The following is a 25,374-nucleotide window of genomic DNA, read 5'->3' on the forward strand; positions in this document are numbered from 1 at the left end:
GCTTACTTATGCTTTATAGCGCTACTTTTTCTTTAAACTGTAACAAGCAGAAAACGCAGGTACTTTAGTTGCTGGGATAGTCATTGGCTCATTGGTTTTCGGATTACGCCCTTCACGCTAGTAGCGATGCCGAAGGCGGCAAGCTACGCGTCGCTCGAATGGGCCAAACCCTATAATTCCAGAGGCGTTACGCTTTATATAAGGAAATAAACTTAGTTAAGATCCCAAAATGTCCTCACCACAAATCCAATCCTACGGTTGTAACAACTCTCTAGACCAGCCTTTATCCACTCTGCCGTCGTGGAAAATCAAACTGCTGTATGACGGCCAATGTCCCTTGTGTCTGCGTGAGGTTAACTTTTTGAAAAAGCGGGACGCGGATCGAGGGCTGGTGGCGTTTGTAGATATTGCAGCTGATGACTACAATCCCCAAGCAGATGGCGGTGTTGACTATGAAACTGCAATGGGGCGTATTCATGCTGTGTTGCCAGACGGAACGCTAGTTAAAAATGTTGAAGTTTTCCATCGCATTTACGAAATTCTGGGGATGGGTTGGGTCTATGCTGCAACTTCCTTACCAGTTATCGGTGCTATTGCCGACTTCCTATATGGAATTTGGGCTGATTGGCGACTTTTTCTAACAGGACGACCAGATTTAGCGACTATTGTACGAGAGCGTTCTTTAGGGCAACCTTGCAAGACCCAAAGCCGTTGTCGCCTAATGGATGAAGATGACTAAGCCCAGTTTCACAATAAACGATGTCTTACTGTACACTCAATTGAAATTGTGACTCGTGAAGGAGCAAGAACAGTGGAAGCTTTACTACAAAAAACTTGTGTTCCCTGTAGTGGTAATTCGCTGCCAGTAACTGAGACTGAAATTGCTGAACTTCAGCCTCAGATACCTAATTGGAAGATGATTGAGGAGAATGGTGAGTCACATCTACAGCGTGTCTACAACTTTCCTGATTTTCAGACAGCACTAGCCTTTACTCAACTAGTGGGTGAAGAAGCTGACAAACAAGGACATCACCCCACTAAAAGACCGAATGGGGGAAGGTAACAGTTACTTGGTGGACACACGCGATTCAAGCACTGCATCGCAACGATTTCATTATGGCAGCTAAGACTGATGATATCGCTACTGGGTTTACTAACTAGAGCGGTGGGGCTTCAATAAGATTGTGCTTTCTTAATATTGTGACAACAGAATTAGCAACATGAAGCCATTGTGGAGAACTGCCATAATCTTAACTGCGTAGTTTACCGCCGCAGGCATCGCCGGAGCTATGATCACCGCTATCTTGATTTTCCTTTATAGTACTCCATCGCCAGCAGTCCCTAGTGTATCTGGTCAAAGCCACGGATGCTGTCCGTAATCCAGTAATACTTGGGATTGCTTTGCGGTTACTTCCGAGCGAATGATTTTACTGTTGGCTGGGATGGAGTTTGGATCATCCCCATTGTTGACTCATCCCTCCTCCTGCATTTAAGGAACTTGCATTCCGCGTTGCACAGCCGGACGTTGCTGCACCATGTCCACCCAGCGTTTGAGATTTGGGTAGTTGTCGAGTGTTAAACCCTGAAATTCATAAATCGCTACCCACGGATAAGTTGCAATATCAGCAATAGAATAGTCACCACAGATAAATTCATTGTCTTGCAGTTGTTTATCTAAGACAGCATAAATACGTACAGTTTCCTTTTCATAACGCTCAATGGCATAGGGAAGTTTTTCGGGTGCAAAGCGTTTAAAGTGGTTAAGTTGCCCAAACATTGGCCCGACTCCTCCCATTTGGAACATCAGCCACTGTAGTACTTGAAAACGGCTTTTTTGTTCAGTGGGTAAGAATTCGCAACTATCCTCCCACACTGCTATGAACTCTTGCCACTCCTCATCTGTCTGGGGTGCTTTGTCTTGTGTCAGTCTTACTATTCGCGCTAGCAACAAGCTTCTTCTAAGCTTTCGCCAAGCTCTATCAACTGGTGTTCTAGATTGGGGTCGTAACCTTGGGCTAGTAGCTGGGCATATTCAGTATCGGTTATGCCGAGGTTGTAGATGTTGGTCATTGGGGTTGGGGAGCGATCGCAGTTCTTGTTATTTTAAACTCCCCATCCTGGATTTTCACAGATGATATTGCGAGTAGAAATTTCTTCAAACTGGCCAGAGTTGCGATTAGAACGCCAAGCTTTTTTAATCTGTCTCCAGTATTCAGCATCTTGATACTTAGCAATTGTTAATATTTCTGGGTCACACACTTTATTCCGCAGACATGAACCACCATGTCCTATTTGGTCTGATTTATTTAGTTTAGGCAATTTTAGTACATCTATTACTAGAAAACTTCGAGTTCCTTTACTATCTCTGGAAACAAGAATTTCAAACCATAGCATATCCTGATTTCCCTTTTGAAGACGAGCTATTGCATATTCAATTTCGGCTTGAGTTTCGCCCACTATCCATCCTCCTAAATCTTTCAAACCTTTAGGTACATCTCGATAGCGCAGCCCAATGTAACTTTGATTCTTTTGTTTCCATCTTGAAACTTCAATATCATTAAATTTAGTGCCAGCATTTGCTATATTGAGCGAATTAGTTACTAATACAATGTTAGCTAATATAGAAATGTGGATATTAAATATTTTGACAAAAACATATTATCTATTCTCCTAAATACAGCAATTTATCCATTAATAATTTTCATTCGTATCAGGATAAAGAATAGTCTGAATAATAGTACTAACTATTATTAGTATGCCAAAATAAATCAGTGAAATAAAAATAGCTGAAAATGTATTTCTGTTGCTAGGGCATCTACCATAATTTTTGTATTGATAATAGCGACTGAAAACAAAAGCTCGACTCAAAAAAATACTGAATCCTAATCCTAAACCTGTATCAAATGGGTTTGGTGGTAGAAGAGATATTATGACGATAAAACTACTAAAATAAATTAAGTAATCTTTTTCTAACTTAGTTTGGGTAAAGGCAAATATTCCTAGCCAAAATGCATACCAAGAAAACATATTTTGATTAAATTCTTTCTTAAGTTCTTGAGGAGCATTATTAAATTCAGAAGTCTTTTCGGCATAAAAACATAATGAAGGCAAGAAGTCAAACAATGGCTTAATTGGTTTTATATAACCTTTCTTTACCATTTCATCTAATATTTTAAACCTTCTCTGCATCTGAGGACTTACATTTTCAATATTCATAGGAATTACCTTTTGATAAATTACGGAGCTTCTTATTTTTTCTATTTCTGGAAGCGATCGCGAAACGCCTGCTGAAGGCATCGCCTCTACTGTTAGTTTTTCCTTACGAATGAGCGATCGCTATCCTCTTAATTCATGTACACGTTGCCATTCCTATTGTGTAATCTTGTAATTTGTAGCGTTCGGCTGACGAATTATAGCCAAGTTTTTCAACATAGGCTCTTGTTTTAAGTCTTCCCTTGGCAGGGGCTTTTCTAACACAAAAGCTACCAAACTGAATCTCCGCGTCAGATTTCTCACCAACACAAGTGGTATCAATCTAGTAGCCAATGTCAGGAGGATTAGCGAGTGCTGGATTTTGTTTTAAAAGATCGGAGCTAATGTTATAGCTGGCACTGACTGGCTTTGCCTCAGATAGAACCTAATTACTCGATATCCATATCTAAAGAAAAAGCCTCGTCAATACATTGCACAAGTTCGCCTGTTTCAAACTTCTCCTTAAAAGCACCCCGCTTTGTTGCATTCTCCTGTGAAATATCTTGCACGCTCACTAGCCTACCTGCCTCAAAACTGAACTCTAAAAGCGTCTCAAAAGCACTACCTTTTTGATAGCCCATGTGAACGTATAGCTCTCGAATAAAGTCTTTGCCCAGCCTCATTTTTCCAGTAAAAGGTGTAAGTAGTCTTAATCCTTGGTAGGTTGGATAACTCTGCCTTTTCCCAGAAGGGAATTGTGGCATAATGTCCTGGATTGGTTTATGTCCCCCCTCGACTTCACCAATCACCATCTGCGTTAGGAATAAGCTCTCATTAGTTATTTTATAAGTACAATAAAAGCCGCGATAGCAAGCCGTGTGAAGCATCTGTGGTTGCATACCGTAATCTTGAGGAGTTATTAAGCTTTCTCCATCTAATGCAACTAGTTCGTATTCTTCACCGTTATAAAGAAATGTATCTGGAATTTGGGATGTCATAAAATCTCAAATATGCGTAATTATCAACTTTTCGAGAGAGTGAATAGCCTTTCAATTAATGAATACGCTGGCTTTGTGCAAAGTATTCTTGTAATTGGTAGCATTTAGCTGATGAATTGCGATCGGATTTTCAGCACAAGGTCGTATTTTAAGTTTTCCCCTAGCAGAGTTATTTCTAACAGCTTATTTGTAAAGTAAATTTTGCTACAACAAACCTATGCTAAAGCTCCGTGCTTTCGTTAAAGTTGTGTTATCTACAGCATTATAAATAATGCTGATTTTGCAGCATCCCGCTTTTGCTTGGAATAAAGCAGGCCACATGGTGTCAGGAGCGATCACTTGCTTCAAAGCAGTACACTGATACTATGCCAAAACTTCCAGAGTGCGTTCACTGCCAGTTCTAGCGGGGTACTACGTTGGAGTCATTCCACACCCCAACGCGATTTGCGATCGCCATTTGCTGTGACTGTTCTATCACTAGCTCATTTGGGCAGTTGTCACTATTGTGGGTGTGTCGGGCAAATCCAGCCCTGACCATTTCACCGTTTAAAAATATCTCTTCTTCGCTTCGGTATCCAGGCGTTCCGGGTCGTGGCTTGACAAACACCTCAGTAACCGCTCTCCCAGACCTATCTTGTTCGATGGGAATAACCATAACAACGCCATTTCCTTTGTCAATAAGAGATTGCAGGTAAGACTTGGCTTGTGCCCCCAGCTTTTGTTGCTTCTCGACTGCATCAATCCCACAGAACCGGATTTTTTTGGTTTCTCCGTCACGTTTAACTGTAATTGTTTCCCCATCGGCAACACTCGCAACTGTCCATTCTTGCGACTGTGGCATTGCATGGGGTGACGTGAAATCTGCCACAGCTTCTATAAGCGATTTAGTTTTGGGGGAAAGTACAACAGCAGCAATGACAACAGTGACACAAGCAAGCAAGAAAGCTGGGCTATTTAGGATTTTTTTCCACATTGATAACTATTTCCGCTGTGATGCTTATATGAGTCAGTTTGCCCAGTTCTCTTGGCTTTGTTTTCATACTCAAAAGCGGCTTGGCTAAAACGCAGCAAGGTGGGGTGGAATGCCCGAATCAAATAGCTTTCGAGAATGCCCAGAGATTAGTGATCGCATCAAAGATAGGGATATGGGGGCAGAGGAAGTGACATTTTTTCTAAATGTGTTATGGGCAGACTGCCGCGGTAACTGTATCTCAGTAGTCCCCTCGTAGGGTAATGGTCTGTGCAAACGTGAGCCTAATATGACATCAGAGCTATGTACTTGTTGTTTCAGTCCCCTCGCGGGGTAACGGTCTGTGGAAACCAAGCGGCAACCTACCGGCTCTGCCTGACTATTCTCAGTTTCAGTCCCCTCGCGGGGTAATGGTCTTTGGAAACTCTCAGGACATGGGGACTTGGGGACTTTACAGCTTGTTTCAGTCCCCTCGCGGGGTAATGGTCTTTGGAAACGATAGTCTTTCCCCAGAGCGATCGCGTTGATTTCTGGTTTCAGTCCCCTCGCGGGGTAATGGTCTTTGGAAACGTGGAGTTGAATTTTGCAGGAGTCAACCTCATGTTTCAGTCCCCTCGCGGGGTAATGGTCTTTGGAAACGCAAATGTGCCTAATGCTGGAACTGCTGCTGTTAAAGGTTTCAGTCCCCTCGCGGGGTAATGGTCTTTGGAAACTTTTAATAATTAGTTCATCAACGGTTTGGATTGCATGTTTCAGTCCCCTCGCGGGGTAATGGTCTTTGGAAACTTAATGCTCAATGGTCTAAAAGTTTCCCATAGCTAGTTTCAGTCCCCTCGCGGGGTAATGGTCTTTGGAAACTTAATTGGTCAATTGCTTCCTTCAATGCTTGGTCAATGTTTCAGTCCCCTCGCGGGGTAATGGTCTTTGGAAACCATTTTTAAACAATACTGCATTTACCATTTATCTAGAGTTTCAGTCCCCTCGCGGGGTAATGGTCTTTGGAAACGTATCTGTTTCAATTAACTCTATATCCCCAAACTTTAGTTTCAGTCCCCTCGCGGGGTAATGGTCTTTGGAAACCCTCATCTGAAAGTCTCATGGATCGTAGCTCTTTTTGTTTCAGTCCCCTCGCGGGGTAATGGTCTTTGGAAACCATCTTCTACGGTATCCTCCCCTACAAGAAGCGCTGGTTTCAGTCCCCTCGCGGGGTAATGGTCTTTGGAAACGCTGGTGTTTTGTTGGCTGCTGCGCCTAGTTTTGCGTTTCAGTCCCCTCGCGGGGTAATGGTCTTTGGAAACTCACTAACTTGTGAAGTCTCCAAAACCCTTGCAAAGTTTCAGTCCCCTCGCGGGGTAATGGTCTTTGGAAACAAGGAGTATATTCGGCGGGAAGATGCTTAAAAAGAAAGTTTCAGTCCCCTCGCGGGGTAATGGTCTTTGGAAACCAAGGAAGCCTTGCGGGTAACTTAGCCTATGAGCTAGTTTCAGTCCCCTCGCGGGGTAATGGTCTTTGGAAACTCGGACTTGTGTTGAATTGATTGCGACTTATTCTGAGTTTCAGTCCCCTCGCGGGGTAATGGTCTTTGGAAACTAACATCTAAAGGGGCTTGAGTAACCATTTGAATAGGTTTCAGTCCCCTCGCGGGGTAATGGTCTTTGGAAACTATTTCAGATATACGAGTCTGAGACTGTTTTATTTGTTTCAGTCCCCTCGCGGGGTAATGGTCTTTGGAAACATAAGAGTACGAGAAATCGAAGACCAGGAAAGGCGAGAAGTTTCAGTCCCCTCGCGGGGTAATGGTCTTTGGAAACCTTTTACCCCGATGCTCTAACGTAACTATTTTAAAGTTTCAGTCCCCTCGCGGGGTAATGGTCTTTGGAAACCTCAATGGTTCAGAGAAGGTAATTATCTGTGAAGAGGTTTCAGTCCCCTCGCGGGGTAATGGTCTTTGGAAACCGCTCGGTGCTGAAACTTAACCAGAGCAGGCTTTTTGGGAAGCATTTTGACGAGTCTCAAAATCAAGTCGATTTCAGCCGTCATTATTGCAAGTAATTTGCAACTTCTCCAATTCTGGAAACGCTATAATTATTATGTTGTCAAGGTTCTGGCGATTTTGACGAGTCACCGGGGTTTTTGACCCCGCTTCGATTTGTCAATCATCAAGCTGATACAGCAATAATACGACAATTACTGAGGAATGTCGATAGCTTTCTCGACTAGTGCGGTTCGTTTGTCTTCCTTGAGAGCTTTTCGAGCTAACTTGACGTAAGTTTTCACCGTCTCAGGTTTCATTTCTAAATCAAGTGCGATCGCCGCTAAAGAATCCCCGTGTTCCCGACGGGCCAGGATAGTTGCCCAAGTAACGGCAATCTTATCGGTACGGTCGCCGCCCTTGCGTTTGCGTTGTGCAGTAAATATTTCTGTGAGTTCTTCAATCCTTTGAGCCAACGTATCCGCGATCAACTGTTCGGCTATAGCTGACTTTTGTTGTGCTAACCAGCCACAGCGCGTTTGTCCCAAGCCAAAAGTAGTTTTGTGCCCTGTTCCGCAGTATGGTGCAAGCCTAAGCAAAGCGTAGAATAGCTGGGTGAATTCAGTATTTGTTAAAGCTTGTTTGCTCAAACCCAAGGAGATCGCCCCCATAAAACCTGTGACCGATCCTTGCTTGCCTGCTGCCACCTTCATTGATTCCAAAAGGTGCTGATGAATGATGACACTTTCATCAATCCATTTCACAAAAGCTTCTTGTTCTACTGGCTGCTGTGAAAAGTCATTCCACCGCCGTAGATAGCTGTGGAATAAATTCTCTGGTACTGGTAGAGGGAAATGATGACCTTTACGCCGAAAACTCGTTGGTGAAACAAAACTGAGATCTACTACAGATTGTTCGCTTGGCGATTGCAGCAATTGTGCATAAGTAGTCGGAGGATGAGCAATACTCACCTGTTTGATTTGCAAGGATGCCCCTCTCAAATCGATAACCGTGGGGAAATTGATTAACCACTGCTTGAGGAACAATGCCACTCGTTGAGATAGCGCATTGATATGCCAATGATAGATTTGGTTGGCAACTAATTTTAATTGCTTGCCACTAGGTAGCAGTTGACCTTCCAGTGCGGAGATATTGAAGGGTTTTTCTGACTCTCCATCATGGAGATAAGCTGATAGCTGTGGGTCAACTTGCCGCACTTGGTCAAGAAACCACGCATGAAGTCCAATTGTGTACTGCGAGTAGAGGGAAGCCGTTGCTGTTGCCTCCAAATCGAACACCAAGCCTACCAATTCTGTATCATCCGCCCATGTCGGGACTGAGGAAGTATGTGCTGTTTTAGCTTTTGGCTTTCGCTTGGTGGTTATGGCAGCTCTTGGCATCTCTTAATTTGACTTCGAGAATGTTCAATATTTTATGCGAGTTCTATCCACTCGCGGGGAAAATTTTGATTAGAGGCTGGTGGAGTCAGCGATCATTGCTTGTTGTTGGTACTTAACATGTTTCAGCCCCCGTGAGGGGTAATGAGGTTTGGAAACGTACTTCCTGTAATCGCCTGCGCTGGTCTTGGTTTGTTTCAGTCCCCGTGAGGGGTAATGAGGTTTGGAAACTCAATGGCTATGCGCCAGAACAGCGACTACTTATCGCGTTTCAGTCCCCGTGAGGGGTAATGAGGTTTGGAAACATTGGGGTATCCCGCAGACACCCCAACTAAATCAAAGTTTCAGTCCCCGTGAGGGGTAATGAGGTTTGGAAACAGTAGTACCAACTATTGTTAAAACGGCTGCTTCTTGTTTCAGTCCCCGTGAGGGGTAATGAGGTTTGGAAACTTGGGTTAACTTTGAGGCAAATAATTTAGTTTGTTGTTTCAGTCCCCGTGAGGGGTAATGAGGTTTGGAAACACGTCAACACAGAGACTTTATACGGGAAATACATCAAGTTTCAGTCCCCGTGAGGGGTAATAAGGTTTGGAAACCATCAAGTTCTCTCGGCTGGATGCCTATCGCTTTCATGGTTTCAGTCCCCGTGAGGGGTAATGAGGTTTGGAAACTAGCTGAATTCCCAGATATCGATCAGCTAAAAACAGTTTCAGTCCCCGTGAGGGGTAATGAGGTTTGGAAACCATTCCAGATTGAAATTGAACCAGCTACAGAATTTCATGTTTCAGTCCCCGTGAGGGGTAATGAGGTTTGGAAACTTTTTCATATAGGTATACCACTGGCGATCGTTTATCGTTTCAGTCCCCGTGAGGGGTAATGAGGTTTGGAAACTTGAATCCTCACCAAGTTAAAGACTGGGGAATTATGCGTTTCAGTCCCCGTGAGGGGTAATGAGGTTTGGAAACATGGACTACTTCAGCAGCACCTTGTCCAGTACCAATGTTTCAGTCCCCGTGAGGGGTAATGAGGTTTGGAAACGGGCTTGAAGTGTGTTTAAACTGTTTTTGTGAATGGTTTCAGTCCCCGTGAGGGGTAATGAGGTTTGGAAACAAAAATTGAACAGTCGCGGATCGAATTCCCTGATGGGGGTTTCAGTCCCCGTGAGGGGTAATGAGGTTTGGAAACAAGGGTGGGAATGGGGCAAAGGTTAGCCAGTGGAAAGGTTTCAGTCCCCGTGAGGGGTAATGAGGTTTGGAAACCCTTAAACGGGGGTAAGGTCAACCGGGAAAAGATTAAGGTTTCAGTCCCCGTGAGGGGTAATGAGGTTTGGAAACCAGCCCAATACCCTGAAAAGTTGATAGGTTCTGTTCTTGTTTCAGTCCCCGTGAGGGGTAATGAGGTTTGGAAACGAGTAAATATGAAATTAACTACAAAAGAAGTTAACTGTTTCAGTCCCCGTGAGGGGTAATGAGGTTTGGAAACTTTATTGCTCCATACATTCCATACATTATTTTGGCGTTTCAGTCCCCGTGAGGGGTAATGAGGTTTGGAAACCAAACAACAGATAGTATATACATACTCTTTTTTAACCTGTTTCAGTCCCCGTGAGGGGTAATGAGGTTTGGAAACATTCTGGCGACCCTGTTTCCATTCAGGTTCATGAGTTTCAGTCCCCGTGAGGGGTAATGAGGTTTGGAAACTTAACCATTTTTTACTCATCAGTGCCAGGAATTGAGCGTTTCAGTCCCCGTGAGGGGTAATGAGGTTTGGAAACTCAATTTGGGTAAGTTCATTGGGTTGAGCAAATGCGCGTTTCAGTCCCCGTGAGGGGTAATGAGGTTTGGAAACAACCGCTTTCTCCAGAAAGGCTTATCTAGTTGATAGTTTCAGTCCCCGTGAGGGGTAATGAGGTTTGGAAACTTGTCCTTACAGAGAGGAATTAATGAAACATCCTGCTGTTTCAGTCCCCGTGAGGGGTAATGAGGTTTGGAAACCGCTCGGTGCTGAAACTTAACCAGAGCAAGCTTCCTGGGAAGTGATTTGACGGATCAAAAAAATAGATCATTTTCAGCCGTCCTTATTGCAAATTATTTGCAACTCTCCCATTTCATGAAACGCTATAACTATTATGTTGTCAAGGTTCTGGCGATTTTGACGAGTTTCCGGGGTTTTTGACCCCGCTTTGACTTGTCAAACATCAATTCGATACATTCATCATAAGACGATTGTTTGCTCTTGTCGAGGAATTTCCGAACCGTATGTGATGGTTTTTTTCACTGCACCTGCATCAAGCACGTATATTCGTATAGCATCCTCTTCGGGTTTGATTAGTTTTTCTATTTTTGTTTGTAGTGTAGCAAATTGAACTGTTGTTAAGAAGCACTCGAATACGCTGTACTGTGTCCATTTGCCATAGCCGGACAACATTTTGTGTAAACGAGTACGACGTTTATTCGCTGCTTTGTTATCTGGTAAATCATAAATAATCAGATAAAACAGTGTAGTCATCGCAAAGCTAAAGCTCTATAAGGGATACTTTCTTGCAAATGCCGACTCAGTAACCGGGCTTGCAGTTCTATCGCCCGGCGATAAGTGCATCTATATTCAAAAACAGGATGCTTAAATTCGTCATTCATCTTGCGCTCAAATGCTTGCAAGAAAGATTTTCGAGCAGTTTCTTTTAAGCGATATGCACCCAAGCTTTCAGAGAAATCCTGTGGCTGTATTTCGCGTTTGTGTAATACTGTTAACACCACATTATCAGCTATCAAGGCACGAAACTCTTCCATTAAGTCGAGTACCATCGAAGGCTGGCCATGATGCACTTCATGTAGATAGCCAATATAAGGATCTAACCCAGCTACATGAACCGCAGCTGTTACCTGAATGCGCAGCAAACCATAAGCGAAACTCAGCAGCGAATTCACTGGGTCGGTAGGTGGACGGCGATTCCTGCCTGTAAAAGTCCATTGTTTCCCAACTAGACGCGGCCAACAGCTAAAATATTCCCGTGCGGCTAAACCTTCGATACCCCTTACTTGATCTATAGTTTTCTGATTCTTAACCTGGCTTTTGCGTTCTTTGAGAGGATTATCTCGTTCATTATTTCGATACAAAACTTGATATTGATTGTGAATTTTAGCTGCCACGATCGCTTTGACTAATTCTAAACGTCGCACCGGATCGCTATAAAGTTGATACTGGGCTAACCGCAGTTGTCCGTTACGCGAATAACCAGGCAGTGCTGAACCCAAATATTTACCGAAGCTAGAAAGGTAATGAACTGGCATACCTAGCTCTAAAGCATAGACAAGAGCATCGCCAGTAACTTGAGGATTACCCATAAGAACAACTTGCTCTACAGTTTGTGCGGGAATACTTTGTTTTTTCCAAGAACCGTCTTCTTGCTTCAAAGCCACATTAAAAGCTTCATAGTTTTTGCTTAAAACAGCATCAGCTTGTGTAACGTAAAGAACTGACATTTTAGTGTTGTGTAATTAATAGTGAATAAAAGTTGTTGATGAAGTTGCATTTATTCAATCATCAGTTTCAGCAGCCTGTGATTTTTGTAATTGCTTGACTTCAAAAGGCAGACAAATTCCTTGTAGGCTGCATGAAAGGCACTTTTTAGTATGGTCAATTGGAGATGGCATAGCCCTAGTAGCAGCAAGTTGAGCAACAGCGATCGCTTGCTCGGTCATTTGCCGCAGTTGGGGTGTAAATGCTACTGTCTGTCTTCTACGGTTAGTGTGATAAAAAATCTCACCGTAAGGAAGGCTGCGTCCGGTACGTTCTTCTATACACAGAGCTGCTGCACAAAGTTGAAAATGGTCATTAAGGTGCTGTGCCATCTTCCCTTTTTTATACTCCACAGGGACAAGCTGACCATCACATTCTTCAACTGCATCAATGATACCTGCGACCTTTAAGCGATCGCTCCACACCCACTGTTGCTGATGAATCAGCATATCTCCTTCTTGGAGTGTTCCTTCTTCATTGATATTGCGGTGTATGTGGCGACCCAAGATAATATGCTCGTTATCTGACATTTCACCCAAGACATATTCAAGGTAAAATCTGCGTGGACAATATTCCCAGGCATTGAGGTATGCCAAAGGTAAATAATCTTCATTCATCTTTTCGTTTAAATGCCTATTTTTAGTTCAGCCCCGTGAGCGGGATTCAACCAATCTCACTTGCCCCATCCCCATCGCTGTTTTGCGCCCAACTCCCGCAAATGTTGCAAAATGAGCTAAGATTGTGGCTATTCTTGCTTGTTGAGAATCTAAAAATCGATACTTTACCCATCCTTGGGCACCAATTTCTGCTCCACCTTCCATTTTTAAGGCATGGGTTTTTAGGTCATAAGCAGAAACTAAACCATTCCACTCAACCTCGGGAAATTGCAGTTCTGGTGGAGCAAATATGTTCCAACGGCGCAATAGACTGTTAAAAACCAATTCTGGTAGTGGGAAAGGCTGTACTCCTCGATTTTGCTTGAAGCTAGTAGGTGAAAGAAAGCGTAACTCAATTACGTTTTGGGTTGTTACCTGTACTAGTTTTTCAAAACTAGTAGCTTGCAGGATATCTATCGACTTCCTCAATTGGCAAGGTATGCCTGCCAGCATGATTGACTCTCCCAAGCTGGTACTTAATCCCCAAAGTAAAGGTGCTAGCAGTTCTTTTTTCAACAAGGTAATTTTCAACTGCATCTTTTGTGGAGAAACATACTGCATTGCCACAGTTAACGGTAGGGTATTTTGTTGATGCAAGTGTTCAGCTAAGGCAGTATCGGCATTCGCAAACCACTGAAAACATTGAGCATGGATGGCTCGTCCCAGTGTTGGCAGAGGCGCGGCAGATGCAACAGCAACTTGAATCAGATGCAAAGCATGAGAATCTACCTCAACCCCCGTTAGTTCATAGGGTTTTTGCCACCACTCCACTAAGGTATTCTGAGCAATCTGCTGACAAATAGATTCCATCAGATTTGGATATAAAACTGAGTTTGGCAATACAGGCATAATTTTGGTAACACCTTCTTTGATCCGTAAAGGAATCCAAATTGGTAAAAGCTGGGTTTCGGATAGCCAAGAGTTCAGTGAAGTGGGGCTGATTAAAGTTTCTACTTGTTTGAGAACTACGCTAAGTCCAGCGAATGTGACTTCAGTATCTTTGGTAGATGTCATAACGGGCGCTTGTAGCAACAAGTCGTAAAGGTAGAAATCCAGGTTTAATTACTCGGTCTTTATCCAGTTGTGCCTTGTCAGTGGAAAAAGGATTGATTCGGTTAAAGGTAGCCTTTTCACCCAAATCATCCATTGGCTGTGCTGTAAATCCAGTAATTAGATTTGGTTGAAATAATGGTTCAGAAGTTTCTTGTTTGTATTCTGGAAGATATTGGAAAAAACAGCCCCGTTTACCAAAGTAGTTAATTAGAGCAAACAGCTGCTCTAGTTCTGCCAAGCGATCGCACCCACCACAACAAATTTGTAGATGTCCTTGTAAATACACCCATTCCCGAAAGACAAACCCTCCCTGCATGGGTATTGTCGTCCGGCTCTTATCTACCTTATCAGCAGTTTGGTCGTAGTAGCGGAGTTTATAGCCGTTGCGATTCACAACCAATTGCTCTGGTGGCCAAATGTAAATTTGTAAGTCTCGAATCCAGGTAAATTCGCTTTTAATCCATTGAGCAAAATTACTTTGATGCTGTCTTCCTTGATTTTCCAACAATACTTTCAGCAACGCCATTTTGATCGCATAAGGAGTTGGCACTAGATTCGACCGAGCCGCCATGCTCGTTGCATCGGAGCGTTTGAGGGAGAATAGGCTAACGGGCTGATAGGTAACGGTTAACCATTGGTTGGAGCTTGCTTTCACCTGCTCCTGTTTTGAGAGTGAGGATTTTGATTTATTCGATGGCTTCGGCATTGTTACTCTCCCAAGGTTGCGATCGCTCAATTAGAGTTTGAATTTGTTCGGCGAACTGGGCAATTGTGTCAAAATCAAAGCAGTGAATTGTACCTGCACCATTAAGATTATTTAGGGTGTCAGCCAAGCTATGAATTTGGCGGCTGTAACTTGCGGATAAGGGACTGAGCATTGGTGCGGGACAACGGCGAGTGCTAACAGTAATTACACCTTCAAAATGGTCAGGATGGGGTAAATGGGTATTGCGCTTTGCACCATTAGGTTGCAGGTAGGTATAAAGCACACTTTTTAGTAGGACATCTAGCCGTTTTTTGCGTTCAATAGGATCGATGCTGTAGCTAAAATTATGGGGATTGTAGCCAATGCGAAAAGCTTCAATGTTGAGGACAGTTGCATATAAACCAGAACTGACCTGTACATTGTAAGGAGTTGGGTTATCTGTCCCATATTTCGCATGGAAGTAGCTTTGGGTTTTGACTAAGGTTGGTAAACCCACAGCCGCCCCAAACTCAATTACAGATTCCCGTTTTAGAGTTTGTCCACCTTTAACTGTCACCATGAATCCCTCTAAGTCGCTAATTGTGCAACGCTGGAGTACTTGGTTCGTTTTGGCAGTTAAATCTGTGTCTGACTGCGTAAAAATCGGAAGTCCTTTTTCCAAGTCATAACCAATACGGTCAGGATGAAATTGCTTGCCCCCTTCTGAAAGTATTAGTCCTTCCTGAATCGCAATCCGGTGCAGATGTTCTGCTTGGATATGTTTGAGCATATCGCCGGAAACTCCATTAACATATTCAGGCTCAGTCATGTCTTTCTGAATAATGTAGTAGCGACGCGTTAGCGATTGATTGCCCTCGTTGCCTTCATTATTCAGAGCATGAAGTTGCCAGGATAGTACACCGCTTATAGAAATTGAATAAATCGGAAATTTTGTCTTAGTCATTGTTGGATTCTCCTAAATTTTCAGTTGGTTCCAAGTTGTTTAAATCTTGCTCGTCATTAATATCCGCATTCTCATCTTCCAAATCCACTTCCTTCGCCTTTGTCCAACGGGCATACCCATAGGCAATTAACAAATTAGCAACCAGTACTGTGTCATAGTTTTCAACCAATTCAACTAATCGATCTAAGTCTTCTTTGGTTGTCCAAACTCGTCTTAGGGATTTGCTTTCCTTGAGAAGTTGTTCCGATAACCGTAAATTTTCTGCTTGGTATTTAGCCAGAAAATCAGTAATTTCGCTCAAAAAATCCTTCTTGGAGCCAGATTGACTGCTCAAACGTTGTGCCAATCCATAGGTGCGTTGCCAATCTAGTTCTATAACACCCTGTTGGGTTTTTACCTTCCCTGCATATACTGTTGCTTGATTAATTGCTTTGGCGATGCGGAGAAAGCTGGGGTCTGTAGTAATTTTGGTGAAATCTGTGTCTTTTTTAGTCATAGTGTTCAGTCCAGCAATTGAAAATAAACGGGGAGGTTTTGCTTTGGGATCTGCCAAGCGTTTAACTATGTAATCGGCATAGCTGGCCTGAAAACGAAAAAACCTACGAAGATTTGTCCCAGTAATAAAATCTCGATATGCAGCCAACAGTTCGCTGTGCCCCTCTTCTGCCGATAGGCTACCGATTACAAACAGATGCTCATTTAGAACCTTCAAATAATCTGTCAATTCCTCAGAATTTTCTGGTCTAATCCACCCAGGAAGCCCCAAACTAAAAACTTCTTTGACACCATAAACCTGCCCTTTCGAGCCAAAGTGAGTGCCTACAAAGTTGCTGACAAAATGGTTAATCGGTTGCCATAGGTCAAAGTCATCTACTTCTGCATCAACTTGAGATGGGTGACTATTGAGCAGTTGTTGACAAAACCGCAACACTAACTCTGCATCAAAGCGGGCAATCCCATGTCCTCCAGAAGGTGGGTTATATTTGCGTAATTTATCTAACACCTCCCGATATTTGCTCAACTGAATATCTAATGGTTCCAACGCTACAACTCGCCAGTCATAAACTCGTTCGGCAATCTTGACCCGTTCGGCAACCCCAAAGCTAAATAATCCTCCCGCAATCAGCCATAAGCTTAACCAATCTGCTTTTTGGGAATCTACTTTGTTGGTATCCGCCTTGATGCGGTTGACTCCCTGAACTGATGTGGGCAGATAAACTTTCACGGCACTGGCCTCACTAGGCAACTGGCGACCAGTCGCTTGTTTGAATAACTCTGCAACCTGCTTAGTTTCTCCATCCAAGCTATAGTAATTCTCTTGGCTAAAAGCTTGAAAGAGGGTAACAAGCAAAATGCCGTAGTCATCCTTGTTCTGCCAACCCAATTGCCACAGTTCGTTATGATTGCGATCGTGGCGCATGGAAGTTAGGACTACACCATTTTGAGTACTAGGATGGGGTGGATCTGGTGCATCTTCATTAAATTGAACTTTGCCCCGTTGCTGAAATACATAATCTCGGTAACGTTTACGCTCTTCATTTTTCTCAACTGTGTCAAAAGGTTTTATTTCTGGGGGTATTTTGCTGATATCTGTCTTTTTACCTTTGACTGGTGGAAACGGGTCGGTGTAACTTAGTTTACCTATCGGCTCTAAATTGCCAGCCTTCTTCAATTGGATACAGTAGCGTGTTCCTTCATCTATAAGCTGAATGTCAGTTGTTTGGTTAGTTGCTTTCAGGGCATATTCCACAAGCTGCGCCAGACCTAGCATTATAAAGGTGTCGGCATAAGTCCCGAATTTTTTAGTGACAAATAGGCGCTCTATCATCTGGCGTTTTACCCATGAGCGTTGTGTACTTCCAAAGATTCTATACCCCGTTGGAAGAGGGCTATTCCAATATGTCAGACCTTTCCGAATACGAAGCCTATTGATTAGAGTTAGAGCAAACTGATACTTCCTTTGCTGTACTTGTGATGGCACACCTGCGGGCACAGGCGATAAATCAAGACTTCGCTAGTCGATTCCGGTGATAGCTAGCTATTGTGAAGCTGTACTGAACGCTGATCGCAAAGGCGCAAGGCTCTGACCACTAGTAAGTAAAGTTGTAAATATTCAGTTTCGTCAGATGTAAATCTATTTAAATCAAAGTCTTTTTTAATCGGGTAGACATCTTTACTCAAGTTTGCTTCTGGTAAAAGTAATGACTGTGGTAGAAACCTATGAATACTCCGCCAACTATCGGCGATCGCTTGCTTTGCCCCTGAGTGTAACTCTATACTTTTAATCTTAGCCGTTGCTGCTTGATCCCATCCTCCTGCCCAAGCAGAATGGTGACGACCTGCGGACATGATTACTGTATGACAGATATATTTAATTTGTTCTGTATCTGCCAAGAAATTATCTTGCAGTAGGGGCACTAACGATTGCTTAAGAATATCTTGGGCTAAGTAAGCACTTTCAACAGCATGGTTAGGACGCTTGTGTTTCTTTTCATAGTCTCTGAGGGCATCTCGTTGGTGTCTATCTTTTGGGCTGTAGTCAGTGTGCGCTAGTAAATGTTTTCCGGGGTTTCTGCCAGAGAATGAAGAATGAGCCATCGCTTGCCATCCCCGCATCGCTTCTTGCCATTTTACTTGTAGTTTCCCCAGGTCATGGGTGAAAATAGCGAAAAATACTAATATTTCAAATAAAGCTTCTGCTTCTTTCTCCTGCGCCTGCGGGAAAATTTTACCTCTGATAAATCGTCCACCAGCCGCTAACAGTTCATCACGAACACTAGTATAAGTAGTTTCTTGGGACACTCCATTTTTTAATCGGTTTACTGTAAATGCTTCCCGCCAGCATTTCCACATCAATACTAGATGCCCTACATAATTGTCCATCTGGTAACGATACTCACTAGCGATTACACGTTTTGACTTATCAGGAGAAACGAAGTGATTCCCGAAAACATCAATGCCAATTAATAAGCCAATATGTTCGTCATAATGAACATAGCGAGGATTAACTAAAATCCGTATACTGCCAATCAGTGCCTCACGAGATTTAATTAGAGTACAAACAGGTTGACTATACGTTTCTGATTTTCCTTTTGGGTTTTCAATCTGCTTAAAAATCCAGTCTGCTCCAAATTCCATATTTTGGAACTCCCGCCACACTTTGCATAGCATGGAAACAGGCAACAAAAAACTTAGCAGTTTTTGGGGGTCAACTACTTCCTCTTCAATATCAATTAAGCCCTCTTCTTCCCAGATAAATACACTACGGCTATCGATTGACCGAATCAATTCTCTCCCAGCAGATTGATCCCCTCTGAAAAACGCATCTTCAAAGCGTTGTTCAAAATTCATCCGGTTGTTAAGTCGTCGCTGTTGCTGTAGTAAGTCTTCTGTAGTGTGAACCTGATTTATCCATTGTTCTTCAGTACGAAATCCAACATTCTCATTGGACTGTACAGATTGGCTGTGTTCCTGTAACACAAGCCATGTGAGTTCACAGGTTTCTTGAGGATATGGCAGAAAGCTTTGCTTTTTAGGTGCTGATGATTCTTCTAGTTCTAAATCTGCGATCGCTATTTTACAAGAAGCTGCGTTAACTTCGACTCTAGGATAAATATAAACTTCTCCTTGCTCACCACCAAATCGAGCGCAACGTCCAGCCCGTTGTAAAAGCGAGTTCATTGGACAAAGTTGAGTATGCATGACTTGGCAGGTGATGTTGATTCCTGCTTCTATTACTTGGGTAGAAATCAAAACGTAGCAATTCCCATCATCTTGCCAGTTTTGAGCAAATATAGTTTTCAGGTCAGTTTCTTTCTGGGCCCGATGTTCTGGGAGGAATCTCGAATGTAACAATATAACGTGCAATATTCCCTCATCGTAGTTCAGTTCCTCTAAATCCCTAAATAAACCCTGAGCCTGCGAAACTGTGTTACAGATGACTATTAGTCGTTTACGCTGGTTGGTTTGAATATCATTCAGGATTACCGAAGCGTTAAGAGGATGGGATATGGCTTGAAATGTACGATAGCGATCGCCTTCTATGGCTTGTAAATCTGCATCTTCAACTTGAATAATTTCCATTGTTTACCAACGTCTGTATTTGGGTTGCAAGTTCATTAGTTAAAGTCGCGGTCATCAGCAAAAATGGGGAAATGCCTTTAACTTGTTGTAAAACTTTCAAAACAGTAGCGAAAGAACGGTCTGGATCGAGTAGATGTAATTCATCAAATACCAGATATGAAGCAAAAATCGCTCCTGAGTTAACATTGGCAGAACCACGACCGACTGAGTAAGGGATATTCAGGAAGCTGCTTAACATTTGGTCAATGGTGCAGAAAACAATGTCACCTTCAAAGCGGGGGTCTTCTGGGTTTTCTCCTGTTTGTAGAGTTACTACAGGGGAACGAGATGATAGATAAGCTTTTTCCCAGTTTTCAACTAAAGTTTCAGTACGTTGGCGGAGGCTGTTAGCTAAGGTTCGCAGAGGCACAACGTAGATGAGTTTATTGGGGAAGTCTATATTCAGGGCTTTGGCGAAGAGGAAGGGTGCGATCGCTGTTTCTGTTTTTCCTGATCCTGTTGGTGCGCGGAGGAGGATATCTTGGCGCTGTAAGAGTTTGGCGATCGCTTCTCCTTGAAAGTTGCGCGGGGCGTAGGTCGTGAGGGTTTGGAAATATTCATCAATCATAATTGATAAAATGAATTAGGATGATTTTGATATTAGTTAGTAATCAGTTATAAATTTGGAAACTTATACTAAGTTTTTGCTGAATACTGACTAGCATTAACTGCTTACTGATTCTACGAGGAATTATGCTGCTAACTGAACATCGCGCTGACCGAGTGGTTCTTTACAATATCAGTTGGCAAAAATTTGAGAATTTATTAGTAGATTTAGGTGAAAGCCGTTCAGCTAGGGTAGCTTATGATGATGGCACATTAGAGATTATGACACCGTTACCAGAACACGAATATTACAAAGAAATAATTGGTGACATCATCAAAGATACAGCTGATATTTTGGAGCTAGATTATGAGTGTTACGGCTCAACTACCTGGAAGCGAGAACTAAAAAAGGCTGGAATCGAATCTGATAATTGTTTTTATTTTCAAAATGAAGCCTTAATTCGAGGTAAACTCAAGTTTGATTTAAATCAAGACCCACCTCCAGATTTAGCTTTAGAAATTGATGTTACCAGCAAATCTTTAGATCGCTTTCCCATCTATGCACGGTTAGGCGTACCTGAAATTTGGTCTTATGACTCTGGAGAAATCAAAATTTACCAGTTGCAAGGTGAGGAATATCTTGAAAAAGAAACAAGTTTAGTGTTTCCTAATCTGAATATTCAAGAAATTCCATCACTAATTGAAAGATACCGTATGGTGGGAAGACGAGTTTTCCGACAAGCGATTAGGGAGTGGGTAAGGGGACAGATGGATGAAGAAGGGTAAGACGATGGTCATTTATCTTTACTTTAACTCGTAGTAGCTATCAGAATCTACACGCATGAATGGAGAATATGCTCGACGTTCACTATCAGGATTAACTTTAACTTTAGTTGGGTAGTCAGAACCTTCCTGATCTTTACGAATTGCTCTCCATACCAACATACGCCAACCTTCTACAGATACTAAATAACGATCTGTTGTTCTACCAGGCTTGAGCCAATATAGTCCATTGCCCACATTAATATGTTTGTCAGATTCAAAAGCTGCTGTAGAAGCAGAAACTTTTGATAGATACCGAAATGGATCGCAGTCATCTAATTTTGCTATGTTATCAAAGCAATCTTTAATAGCTTTTTGAGAAAGAAAAGGAACTAAAGCTGAAGGCTTACGCATTTCCTCAAGGAATAAGAAACCTATCGCAGAAATAGTTACTTGTTTATTAGACACTTCAACCAAAGGTTCTAAAAGTTTTTTTTCTATATAAGGAACTCTTTCTTCCCATTCTGCTTGAGATATTTCTGTCTCACGCTCTATTTTTTCAAATAAATCTTTATATATATCAAATTGCGATCGCTTAAACTCTACAGGAAGCGGTGGCAATTCTAGTAATGTAGTTGACTGCTCAAATATGTAATCACACTTAATTCCCTTTAACATACCTAATAAAACGGTGTAAGGAACTAGAGCTTTATATCCTCCTGTGGAATTGAGAATAATATTACTAGGATCGTAACTATCAACTTCTTGGAGAATACGTTTGACAAAGTTAACAACCCCTTCTCTTTTGAAAGTTTCAGCATCTACAACTTGAAGTCCTATAATTCGTTCGGCTTTTGCATATATGCTATTACTGTAATACTTGAGATATTTTTCAACAGCAAGAGCGCAACAGTATCCATCATCTGTATTTGATGACAGCAAAATTACTCTATCTTGATTTGTAATACCAATTCTAAAAAGTGAGTGAATTTCAGCAGATAACTTATTTTTTAAGTTTTCTCCTTCAGGGACAATTTCACGAAAAGTAGAGAACACTTGTTCAGCAGCATCTTCCACACTTTTTTGTTGCTGCACCCAATCCATTAATTTTTTTGGGGAACTCCCAATGCTTTTGTAGCACTTGTCCCCACAGAACAGATAACGGTTTTTATCATTTTAAAAACTAGGATATTTATTAATTTGGTTGTAAATATTTACTCAGTAATTACACGCCCTGGTAGTAATTCTTCTGCAATTTTTTGTAATTGTGGATATAGTGATAAAGCTTTTTCTTTCAGCTTTAAGGCTGGTTGAGGATTAAGGTTCATACCTACATGAGCAATATCATTACGTAGTTCAGCCATTTGACTCCAAACTTTAAGCAGTTCCTCTACTTGTGGTAAAGCTGTAAGTTTTTCATCACAAGGACTAGGAGTAATAGGACGGGGTAATGCTTTTCTATTTTCAACAGCATTATTTATAGCACCTTCGACATATTTTCTACCTTTATTTTTATCAAACATTAGTTCACCAAATTTCAGAACTAATACAGAAATGAGCCATTCACGCGCTAGAGTTACTGCCTGTACAACTCTATCTCGCTGAATGTACCATTCAATCATTTGTAACTGTAACCATAAATTTTCAATTAATTCTGCTTGATTAGTTGGATCTTCTAAAGCAAATTGTCCATACTCTTTAACAACTCTTTCTGACAACAATGAAAATGGTTTAGCACGTTCAGCAAAGCTTGGTTTTGCTTGTTTTAAGATTTCCTCTAACCTAGTGGCTGATTGCATTGTTTCAATTGGTCGAGTCAGATTTAGAGCTAATGAAATAGTCTCAATACTTTTAGCAGTTTTTTCTAACTGACTTTTTAATGGTCTACTAGCAGGATTATTACGTAACTCAACACTTGATGGAATAGCAGTTTTGAGTAAATTGGCTAGTGCTTGTCCATCTCCTATTTCTATAAAACGTTCTGTTGCGGTTAACCAGTCAATCATGGACACAAATTCTGATAAATCAATTACTGGAGCTATACCATTATTAGAAAATCCTAATTCCCATGCTCCATAGTAAATAGCCTCAATTGTCACGTTTTTGGCTACTTTAAGGTATGCTGCAAACAAAAAAACCAGAAATGGTAAAGACCTTAACCCATGAGTAATATCAAATATTACACTATCATTTTCATTTACTTTTTCAGTAATAGTTTTAAACGTTTCCCACATTTGCTCAGTAGTTTCACCAGTTGGTATTTCAACTGCTTGTATACGCTCATCTTTTAGCTTTTCTAAAATAGGAAAGGTTGTTTTTTTAGCTTCCTTGGTGACACAAACTAACATAGAATCATAATTACAAAACTTATGCAAAGCTTCAGCAAACACTTCTCCATCATAATTTTTATCTTCAAAACTATATGTAGTTTTCTTGGCTTGAATTCCTAAAAATGTAATAATTATTTTCATAGCTATTTATTTGATGTATTAATCAATGTCTGTCCCATCCCTAAACGAGTTTTCATTCCCGTACCAGAAAACCGCGCGTATTGAACTAATAAATTAGCTACATTTGCCAATAAAGGATCAGCGCGGTTTAAAACTTGTAACATTACATCGCCAACAAACCCATTTACAAAATTTTTATTTAACTGATAACTACGCGTTTGAATTTTGTGATTTTTCAGGACGATTGCGTTACTAAGATAAGTAATTAATTCATCACTTCCTAAATAAATAGGCGCAAACGTATTCCAGCGTTCTAACCAGCTACGGAACATTAATGTAGGTAATGGTAGAGGTAAATTTACTCCGCTTTGAGCAAAGGCTGTAGGTGTAATAAACTGCAAGTCAAAATATTTTGCTGGTTCTGGCTCATTTCCTACTAAACTTGTATATAATTCTTCATAGCTGGTAATTTCATCTTGACGATTTATAATTTTTAACTTTGCACCTAAAAATTCTAGAGAATCTGTAAGATTTAGATGAGAAATTGCTTTTGCTGAAATTTCATTTAATCCACATAGAGATATTTGGTAAAATTCTTCTGGATGAAAGGTAATAAAATCTCTGGCAGTGGAATAAAAACCGATTATCCCTGAGTAAGAAAGAGCAGGTATGGTCTCGCTTCCCATTTCTAAACCTAGCTGTTGATGCAGTTGTTTTACCAATTCCAAACCATAGGGGCGAGGTAAAACTATTGATGTAGATACTGTTAATCTCCAGGTAGAGTGAATTAGCATAGGTCTTTTAAAGTATTGAATTTCACCCATCCAGGAACAAATTTAATTTCCCCGTTGCTATTCATGACTGTTCGCCGAGATTTTGGGGCTTCAAAACCAGGTGCTTGAATACCACAAATATCGCGGATTTCTGCTCTAAGTTGGTCGTCAAAACATAACCCTACTGTGGTTCCAGTCATTCCACTACCCCAACCTAACCGTAGTGTATAAGGACATTTTTCTGGCTCGTATAAATCCCGGATATGGCTAAAGTCTAAGTTCTTGCCAGATGCTTTATAATTATTTTCTATAACGTTCCAATAATCATGCTCATAGTCCCATTGTTCTTGAGCAAAATCTTGGCATATTTGCAGTAGTTCATCAAGGTTATTAAAGGGTAATTTCATTCCCTGTTTATGCTGGAACCATGAAAGCATTTCTGGATCTAAGGTGAGAGTAAATTCTGTCTTGATATTCCGCACCATCTCAGCGTAGATAGGGGCTTTATATTTGGCTAAATAATCAGGAAACCTGCTGGAAACTATTACTTCAGCGACAACAGAAAAATTTATAGGAATTGGTTTACCTGTTTTACTGGGTACTGTTGTTTCAATTATCGATTCAGAGTCGCTAACTTTCAAACAGCGTAAAAAGTCTGTGTTTTGATTGCTACCAGTTAGTGTTTTACCTTGATAGTTGAGAGTATAATTAGAAAATAAATTTTCCATAAATAGTTGATCATCAGCAAATTTTTGTTTATGCTTATTTTTCAATTCTCCTAAACTTTTTTTCAGTCTGTCTTCAATTTCACTTACCCGATTTTGCAAAGGTACTTGATAACGGTCAGGGTATTTGAGTAAATGATAGGCTATAGCTGTCCTAATTGCACCTTTAATTGAGGAACCAGGGACAAATAAATATCCCATCCCATTCCGAATCATTGGACGTAAATCTGTAATCTTTTCTTGCGTAAAGTTTTGGCTAATTGAATCTTTTGGAAAAATGGGGTTTTCATCTGTGTCTTTTGCATTCCACCATTCATTGCCAAAAGCTTGTTTTAAAAGTCTGGTTATGTCTTGATGTTCTTCAATCGCTTGAATATAGTCGTTAAGAAAACTTCCTCCTTTTTTTAATAATCCTTTAGCTAAGGCTGCTTGATTGGGAAGATAAACTTTTTTGGCTGTCTGCACATATTCAAAAGAATTTAATCTAGATACAAATGAGCCAATATGTAAAATTGGACTGGTCAACTGCACCCGTTTTGATTGGTAAAATTCAGGCTTTTTCAGTGGAGATTCAGGTGCAATAACCATTA

General features: G+C 41.4%; 24 protein-coding genes, 1 pseudogene and 2 CRISPR repeat arrays. Of the genes and pseudogenes, 4 read left to right on the forward strand and 21 right to left on the reverse strand.

Translation table 11 applies throughout. The annotated features are described in order from the left end of the window. Positions 1 to 21 precede the first annotated feature (21 nt). Positions 22 to 117 (reverse strand): annotated as a pseudogene (locus tag RMY27_RS06020) (HU family DNA-binding protein); the annotation flags it as partial. 112 nt (positions 118 to 229) lie between these two features. Here RMY27_RS06020 and RMY27_RS06025 point away from each other — a divergent pair. From RMY27_RS06025 to RMY27_RS06035, 3 genes are all read left to right on the forward strand, one after another. Beyond that, complete coding sequence (locus RMY27_RS06025; protein ID WP_322661338.1) at positions 230 to 739, forward strand: DUF393 domain-containing protein; 510 nt, start codon at positions 230 to 232, stop codon at positions 737 to 739. A 72-nt stretch (positions 740 to 811) separates the two neighbouring features. Next, a complete protein-coding gene (locus tag RMY27_RS06030) occupies positions 812 to 1,063 on the forward strand; it encodes a 4a-hydroxytetrahydrobiopterin dehydratase (protein WP_322661340.1) in 252 nt (83 codons plus the stop codon). 23 nt (positions 1,064 to 1,086) lie between these two features. After that, the gene (locus RMY27_RS06035; RefSeq protein ID WP_322661496.1) at positions 1,087 to 1,161 is read left to right on the forward strand and encodes a hypothetical protein; all 75 of its coding nucleotides are present in this window, start codon (positions 1,087 to 1,089) and stop codon (positions 1,159 to 1,161) included. A gap of 328 nt (positions 1,162 to 1,489) precedes the next feature. Here RMY27_RS06035 and RMY27_RS06040 read toward each other — a convergent pair whose 3' ends face one another. From RMY27_RS06040 to RMY27_RS06115, 16 genes are all read right to left on the reverse strand, one after another. After that, a complete protein-coding gene (locus RMY27_RS06040; RefSeq protein ID WP_322661342.1) occupies positions 1,490 to 1,948 on the reverse strand; it encodes a glutathione binding-like protein in 459 nt (152 codons plus the stop codon). Further along, on the reverse strand, positions 1,942 to 2,070 hold the full coding sequence (locus RMY27_RS06045) for a hypothetical protein (protein WP_322661344.1): 129 nt from the start codon (positions 2,068 to 2,070) through the stop codon (positions 1,942 to 1,944). The genes RMY27_RS06040 and RMY27_RS06045 overlap by 7 nt, the downstream gene beginning before the upstream one ends. A gap of 33 nt (positions 2,071 to 2,103) precedes the next feature. After that, a complete protein-coding gene (locus RMY27_RS06050; protein ID WP_322661346.1) occupies positions 2,104 to 2,457 on the reverse strand; it encodes a hypothetical protein in 354 nt (117 codons plus the stop codon). A 234-nt stretch (positions 2,458 to 2,691) separates the two neighbouring features. Next, the gene (locus RMY27_RS06055) at positions 2,692 to 3,297 is read right to left on the reverse strand and encodes a hypothetical protein (RefSeq protein ID WP_322661348.1); all 606 of its coding nucleotides are present in this window, start codon (positions 3,295 to 3,297) and stop codon (positions 2,692 to 2,694) included. Positions 3,298 to 3,641: 344 nt separating this feature from the next. Further along, complete coding sequence (locus tag RMY27_RS06060; RefSeq protein WP_322661350.1) at positions 3,642 to 4,190, reverse strand: hypothetical protein; 549 nt, start codon at positions 4,188 to 4,190, stop codon at positions 3,642 to 3,644. A gap of 400 nt (positions 4,191 to 4,590) precedes the next feature. Then, entirely contained in the window at positions 4,591 to 5,163 is a 573-nt protein-coding gene (locus RMY27_RS06065) for a thermonuclease family protein (protein WP_322661352.1), read from the reverse strand. Positions 5,164 to 5,474: 311 nt separating this feature from the next. Then, positions 5,475 to 7,116: a CRISPR direct-repeat array (repeat unit 37 nt; unit sequence GTTTCAGTCCCCTCGCGGGGTAATGGTCTTTGGAAAC). A 231-nt stretch (positions 7,117 to 7,347) separates the two neighbouring features. Further along, positions 7,348 to 8,532, reverse strand: coding sequence for a CRISPR-associated endoribonuclease Cas6 (gene cas6 / locus RMY27_RS06070; RefSeq protein ID WP_322661355.1), 1,185 nt, complete (start codon positions 8,530 to 8,532; stop codon positions 7,348 to 7,350). Between the two features lie 119 nt (positions 8,533 to 8,651). Further along, positions 8,652 to 10,523: a CRISPR direct-repeat array (repeat unit 37 nt; unit sequence GTTTCAGTCCCCGTGAGGGGTAATGAGGTTTGGAAAC). Positions 10,524 to 10,743: 220 nt separating this feature from the next. Beyond that, positions 10,744 to 11,037, reverse strand: coding sequence for a CRISPR-associated endonuclease Cas2 (gene cas2 / locus RMY27_RS06075; RefSeq protein WP_322661357.1), 294 nt, complete (start codon positions 11,035 to 11,037; stop codon positions 10,744 to 10,746). After that, complete coding sequence (cas1d, locus tag RMY27_RS06080; protein WP_322661359.1) at positions 11,034 to 12,011, reverse strand: type I-D CRISPR-associated endonuclease Cas1d; 978 nt, start codon at positions 12,009 to 12,011, stop codon at positions 11,034 to 11,036. The genes cas2 and cas1d overlap by 4 nt, the downstream gene beginning before the upstream one ends. A gap of 54 nt (positions 12,012 to 12,065) precedes the next feature. Further along, positions 12,066 to 12,665, reverse strand: a complete 600-nt coding sequence (cas4, locus tag RMY27_RS06085; RefSeq protein WP_322661361.1) for a CRISPR-associated protein Cas4 — start codon at positions 12,663 to 12,665, stop codon at positions 12,066 to 12,068. Between the two features lie 27 nt (positions 12,666 to 12,692). Continuing rightward, positions 12,693 to 13,718: a CRISPR system precrRNA processing endoribonuclease RAMP protein Cas6 gene (gene cas6, locus RMY27_RS06090; RefSeq protein WP_322661363.1), complete on the reverse strand. Its 1,026-nt coding sequence runs from the start codon at positions 13,716 to 13,718 to the stop codon at positions 12,693 to 12,695. After that, positions 13,696 to 14,463, reverse strand: a complete 768-nt coding sequence (locus tag RMY27_RS06095) for a hypothetical protein (RefSeq protein ID WP_322661365.1) — start codon at positions 14,461 to 14,463, stop codon at positions 13,696 to 13,698. Before RMY27_RS06095 ends, cas6 (RMY27_RS06090) begins: the two co-directional genes overlap by 23 nt. Beyond that, positions 14,444 to 15,406 (reverse strand): DevR family CRISPR-associated autoregulator, encoded by a 963-nt coding sequence (locus tag RMY27_RS06100; protein WP_322661366.1) that lies wholly within the window; start codon positions 15,404 to 15,406, stop codon positions 14,444 to 14,446. Before RMY27_RS06100 ends, RMY27_RS06095 begins: the two co-directional genes overlap by 20 nt. Next, positions 15,399 to 17,234, reverse strand: coding sequence for a hypothetical protein (locus RMY27_RS06105; RefSeq protein ID WP_322661368.1), 1,836 nt, complete (start codon positions 17,232 to 17,234; stop codon positions 15,399 to 15,401). The genes RMY27_RS06100 and RMY27_RS06105 overlap by 8 nt, the downstream gene beginning before the upstream one ends. Before the next feature lie 206 nt (positions 17,235 to 17,440). Then, positions 17,441 to 19,489 (reverse strand): CRISPR-associated helicase Cas3', encoded by a 2,049-nt coding sequence (gene cas3 / locus RMY27_RS06110; RefSeq protein ID WP_322661370.1) that lies wholly within the window; start codon positions 19,487 to 19,489, stop codon positions 17,441 to 17,443. Next, positions 19,470 to 20,096: a DEAD/DEAH box helicase gene (locus tag RMY27_RS06115; RefSeq protein ID WP_322661372.1), complete on the reverse strand. Its 627-nt coding sequence runs from the start codon at positions 20,094 to 20,096 to the stop codon at positions 19,470 to 19,472. Before RMY27_RS06115 ends, cas3 begins: the two co-directional genes overlap by 20 nt. Before the next feature lie 125 nt (positions 20,097 to 20,221). Between RMY27_RS06115 and RMY27_RS06120 the strand changes: the two genes are divergently transcribed. Then, a complete protein-coding gene (locus tag RMY27_RS06120) occupies positions 20,222 to 20,860 on the forward strand; it encodes a Uma2 family endonuclease (protein WP_322661374.1) in 639 nt (212 codons plus the stop codon). Positions 20,861 to 20,878: 18 nt separating this feature from the next. On the opposite strand, the gene RMY27_RS06125 is transcribed toward RMY27_RS06120, so the two are convergent. The 4 genes from RMY27_RS06125 to csm5 all read right to left on the reverse strand — a co-directional run bounded on the left by RMY27_RS06125 (position 20,879) and on the right by csm5 (position 25,372). Next, entirely contained in the window at positions 20,879 to 21,940 is a 1,062-nt protein-coding gene (locus tag RMY27_RS06125; protein WP_322661375.1) for a putative CRISPR-associated protein, read from the reverse strand. Positions 21,941 to 22,050: 110 nt separating this feature from the next. After that, complete coding sequence (gene csx2 / locus RMY27_RS06130; RefSeq protein ID WP_322661377.1) at positions 22,051 to 23,307, reverse strand: TIGR02221 family CRISPR-associated protein; 1,257 nt, start codon at positions 23,305 to 23,307, stop codon at positions 22,051 to 22,053. A 2-nt stretch (positions 23,308 to 23,309) separates the two neighbouring features. Continuing rightward, complete coding sequence (cas6, locus tag RMY27_RS06135; protein WP_322661379.1) at positions 23,310 to 24,080, reverse strand: CRISPR system precrRNA processing endoribonuclease RAMP protein Cas6; 771 nt, start codon at positions 24,078 to 24,080, stop codon at positions 23,310 to 23,312. Further along, entirely contained in the window at positions 24,074 to 25,372 is a 1,299-nt protein-coding gene (gene csm5 / locus RMY27_RS06140; protein ID WP_322661381.1) for a type III-A CRISPR-associated RAMP protein Csm5, read from the reverse strand. Before csm5 ends, cas6 (RMY27_RS06135) begins: the two co-directional genes overlap by 7 nt. Positions 25,373 to 25,374 lie beyond the last annotated feature (2 nt).

The organism is Nostoc sp. DedQUE09, assembly GCF_034530915.1.
Lineage (GTDB): Bacteria > Cyanobacteriota > Cyanobacteriia > Cyanobacteriales > Nostocaceae > Nostoc.

What these genes read in the sequence shown, in the direction of transcription:
- RMY27_RS06025 (WP_322661338.1), top strand. Translation starts at nt 230, where the DNA reads ATGTCCTCACCACAAATCCAATCCTACGGTTGTAACAACTCTCTAGAC.
- RMY27_RS06045 (WP_322661344.1), bottom strand. Translation starts at nt 2,070, where the DNA reads ATGACCAACATCTACAACCTCGGCATAACCGATACTGAATATGCCCAG.
- RMY27_RS06055 (WP_322661348.1), bottom strand. Translation starts at nt 3,297, where the DNA reads ATGCCTTCAGCAGGCGTTTCGCGATCGCTTCCAGAAATAGAAAAAATA.
- RMY27_RS06060 (WP_322661350.1), bottom strand. Translation starts at nt 4,190, where the DNA reads ATGACATCCCAAATTCCAGATACATTTCTTTATAACGGTGAAGAATAC.
- RMY27_RS06065 (WP_322661352.1), bottom strand. Translation starts at nt 5,163, where the DNA reads ATGTGGAAAAAAATCCTAAATAGCCCAGCTTTCTTGCTTGCTTGTGTC.
- cas6 (WP_322661355.1), bottom strand. Translation starts at nt 8,532, where the DNA reads ATGCCAAGAGCTGCCATAACCACCAAGCGAAAGCCAAAAGCTAAAACA.
- cas2 (WP_322661357.1), bottom strand. Translation starts at nt 11,037, where the DNA reads ATGACTACACTGTTTTATCTGATTATTTATGATTTACCAGATAACAAA.
- cas1d (WP_322661359.1), bottom strand. Translation starts at nt 12,011, where the DNA reads ATGTCAGTTCTTTACGTTACACAAGCTGATGCTGTTTTAAGCAAAAAC.
- cas4 (WP_322661361.1), bottom strand. Translation starts at nt 12,665, where the DNA reads ATGAATGAAGATTATTTACCTTTGGCATACCTCAATGCCTGGGAATAT.
- cas6 (WP_322661363.1), bottom strand. Translation starts at nt 13,718, where the DNA reads ATGACATCTACCAAAGATACTGAAGTCACATTCGCTGGACTTAGCGTA.
- RMY27_RS06095 (WP_322661365.1), bottom strand. Translation starts at nt 14,463, where the DNA reads ATGCCGAAGCCATCGAATAAATCAAAATCCTCACTCTCAAAACAGGAG.
- RMY27_RS06100 (WP_322661366.1), bottom strand. Translation starts at nt 15,406, where the DNA reads ATGACTAAGACAAAATTTCCGATTTATTCAATTTCTATAAGCGGTGTA.
- RMY27_RS06105 (WP_322661368.1), bottom strand. Translation starts at nt 17,234, where the DNA reads ATGATAGAGCGCCTATTTGTCACTAAAAAATTCGGGACTTATGCCGAC.
- cas3 (WP_322661370.1), bottom strand. Translation starts at nt 19,489, where the DNA reads ATGGAAATTATTCAAGTTGAAGATGCAGATTTACAAGCCATAGAAGGC.
- RMY27_RS06115 (WP_322661372.1), bottom strand. Translation starts at nt 20,096, where the DNA reads ATGATTGATGAATATTTCCAAACCCTCACGACCTACGCCCCGCGCAAC.
- RMY27_RS06120 (WP_322661374.1), top strand. Translation starts at nt 20,222, where the DNA reads ATGCTGCTAACTGAACATCGCGCTGACCGAGTGGTTCTTTACAATATC.
- RMY27_RS06125 (WP_322661375.1), bottom strand. Translation starts at nt 21,940, where the DNA reads ATGGATTGGGTGCAGCAACAAAAAAGTGTGGAAGATGCTGCTGAACAA.
- csx2 (WP_322661377.1), bottom strand. Translation starts at nt 23,307, where the DNA reads ATGAAAATAATTATTACATTTTTAGGAATTCAAGCCAAGAAAACTACA.
- cas6 (WP_322661379.1), bottom strand. Translation starts at nt 24,080, where the DNA reads ATGCTAATTCACTCTACCTGGAGATTAACAGTATCTACATCAATAGTT.
- csm5 (WP_322661381.1), bottom strand. Translation starts at nt 25,372, where the DNA reads ATGGTTATTGCACCTGAATCTCCACTGAAAAAGCCTGAATTTTACCAA.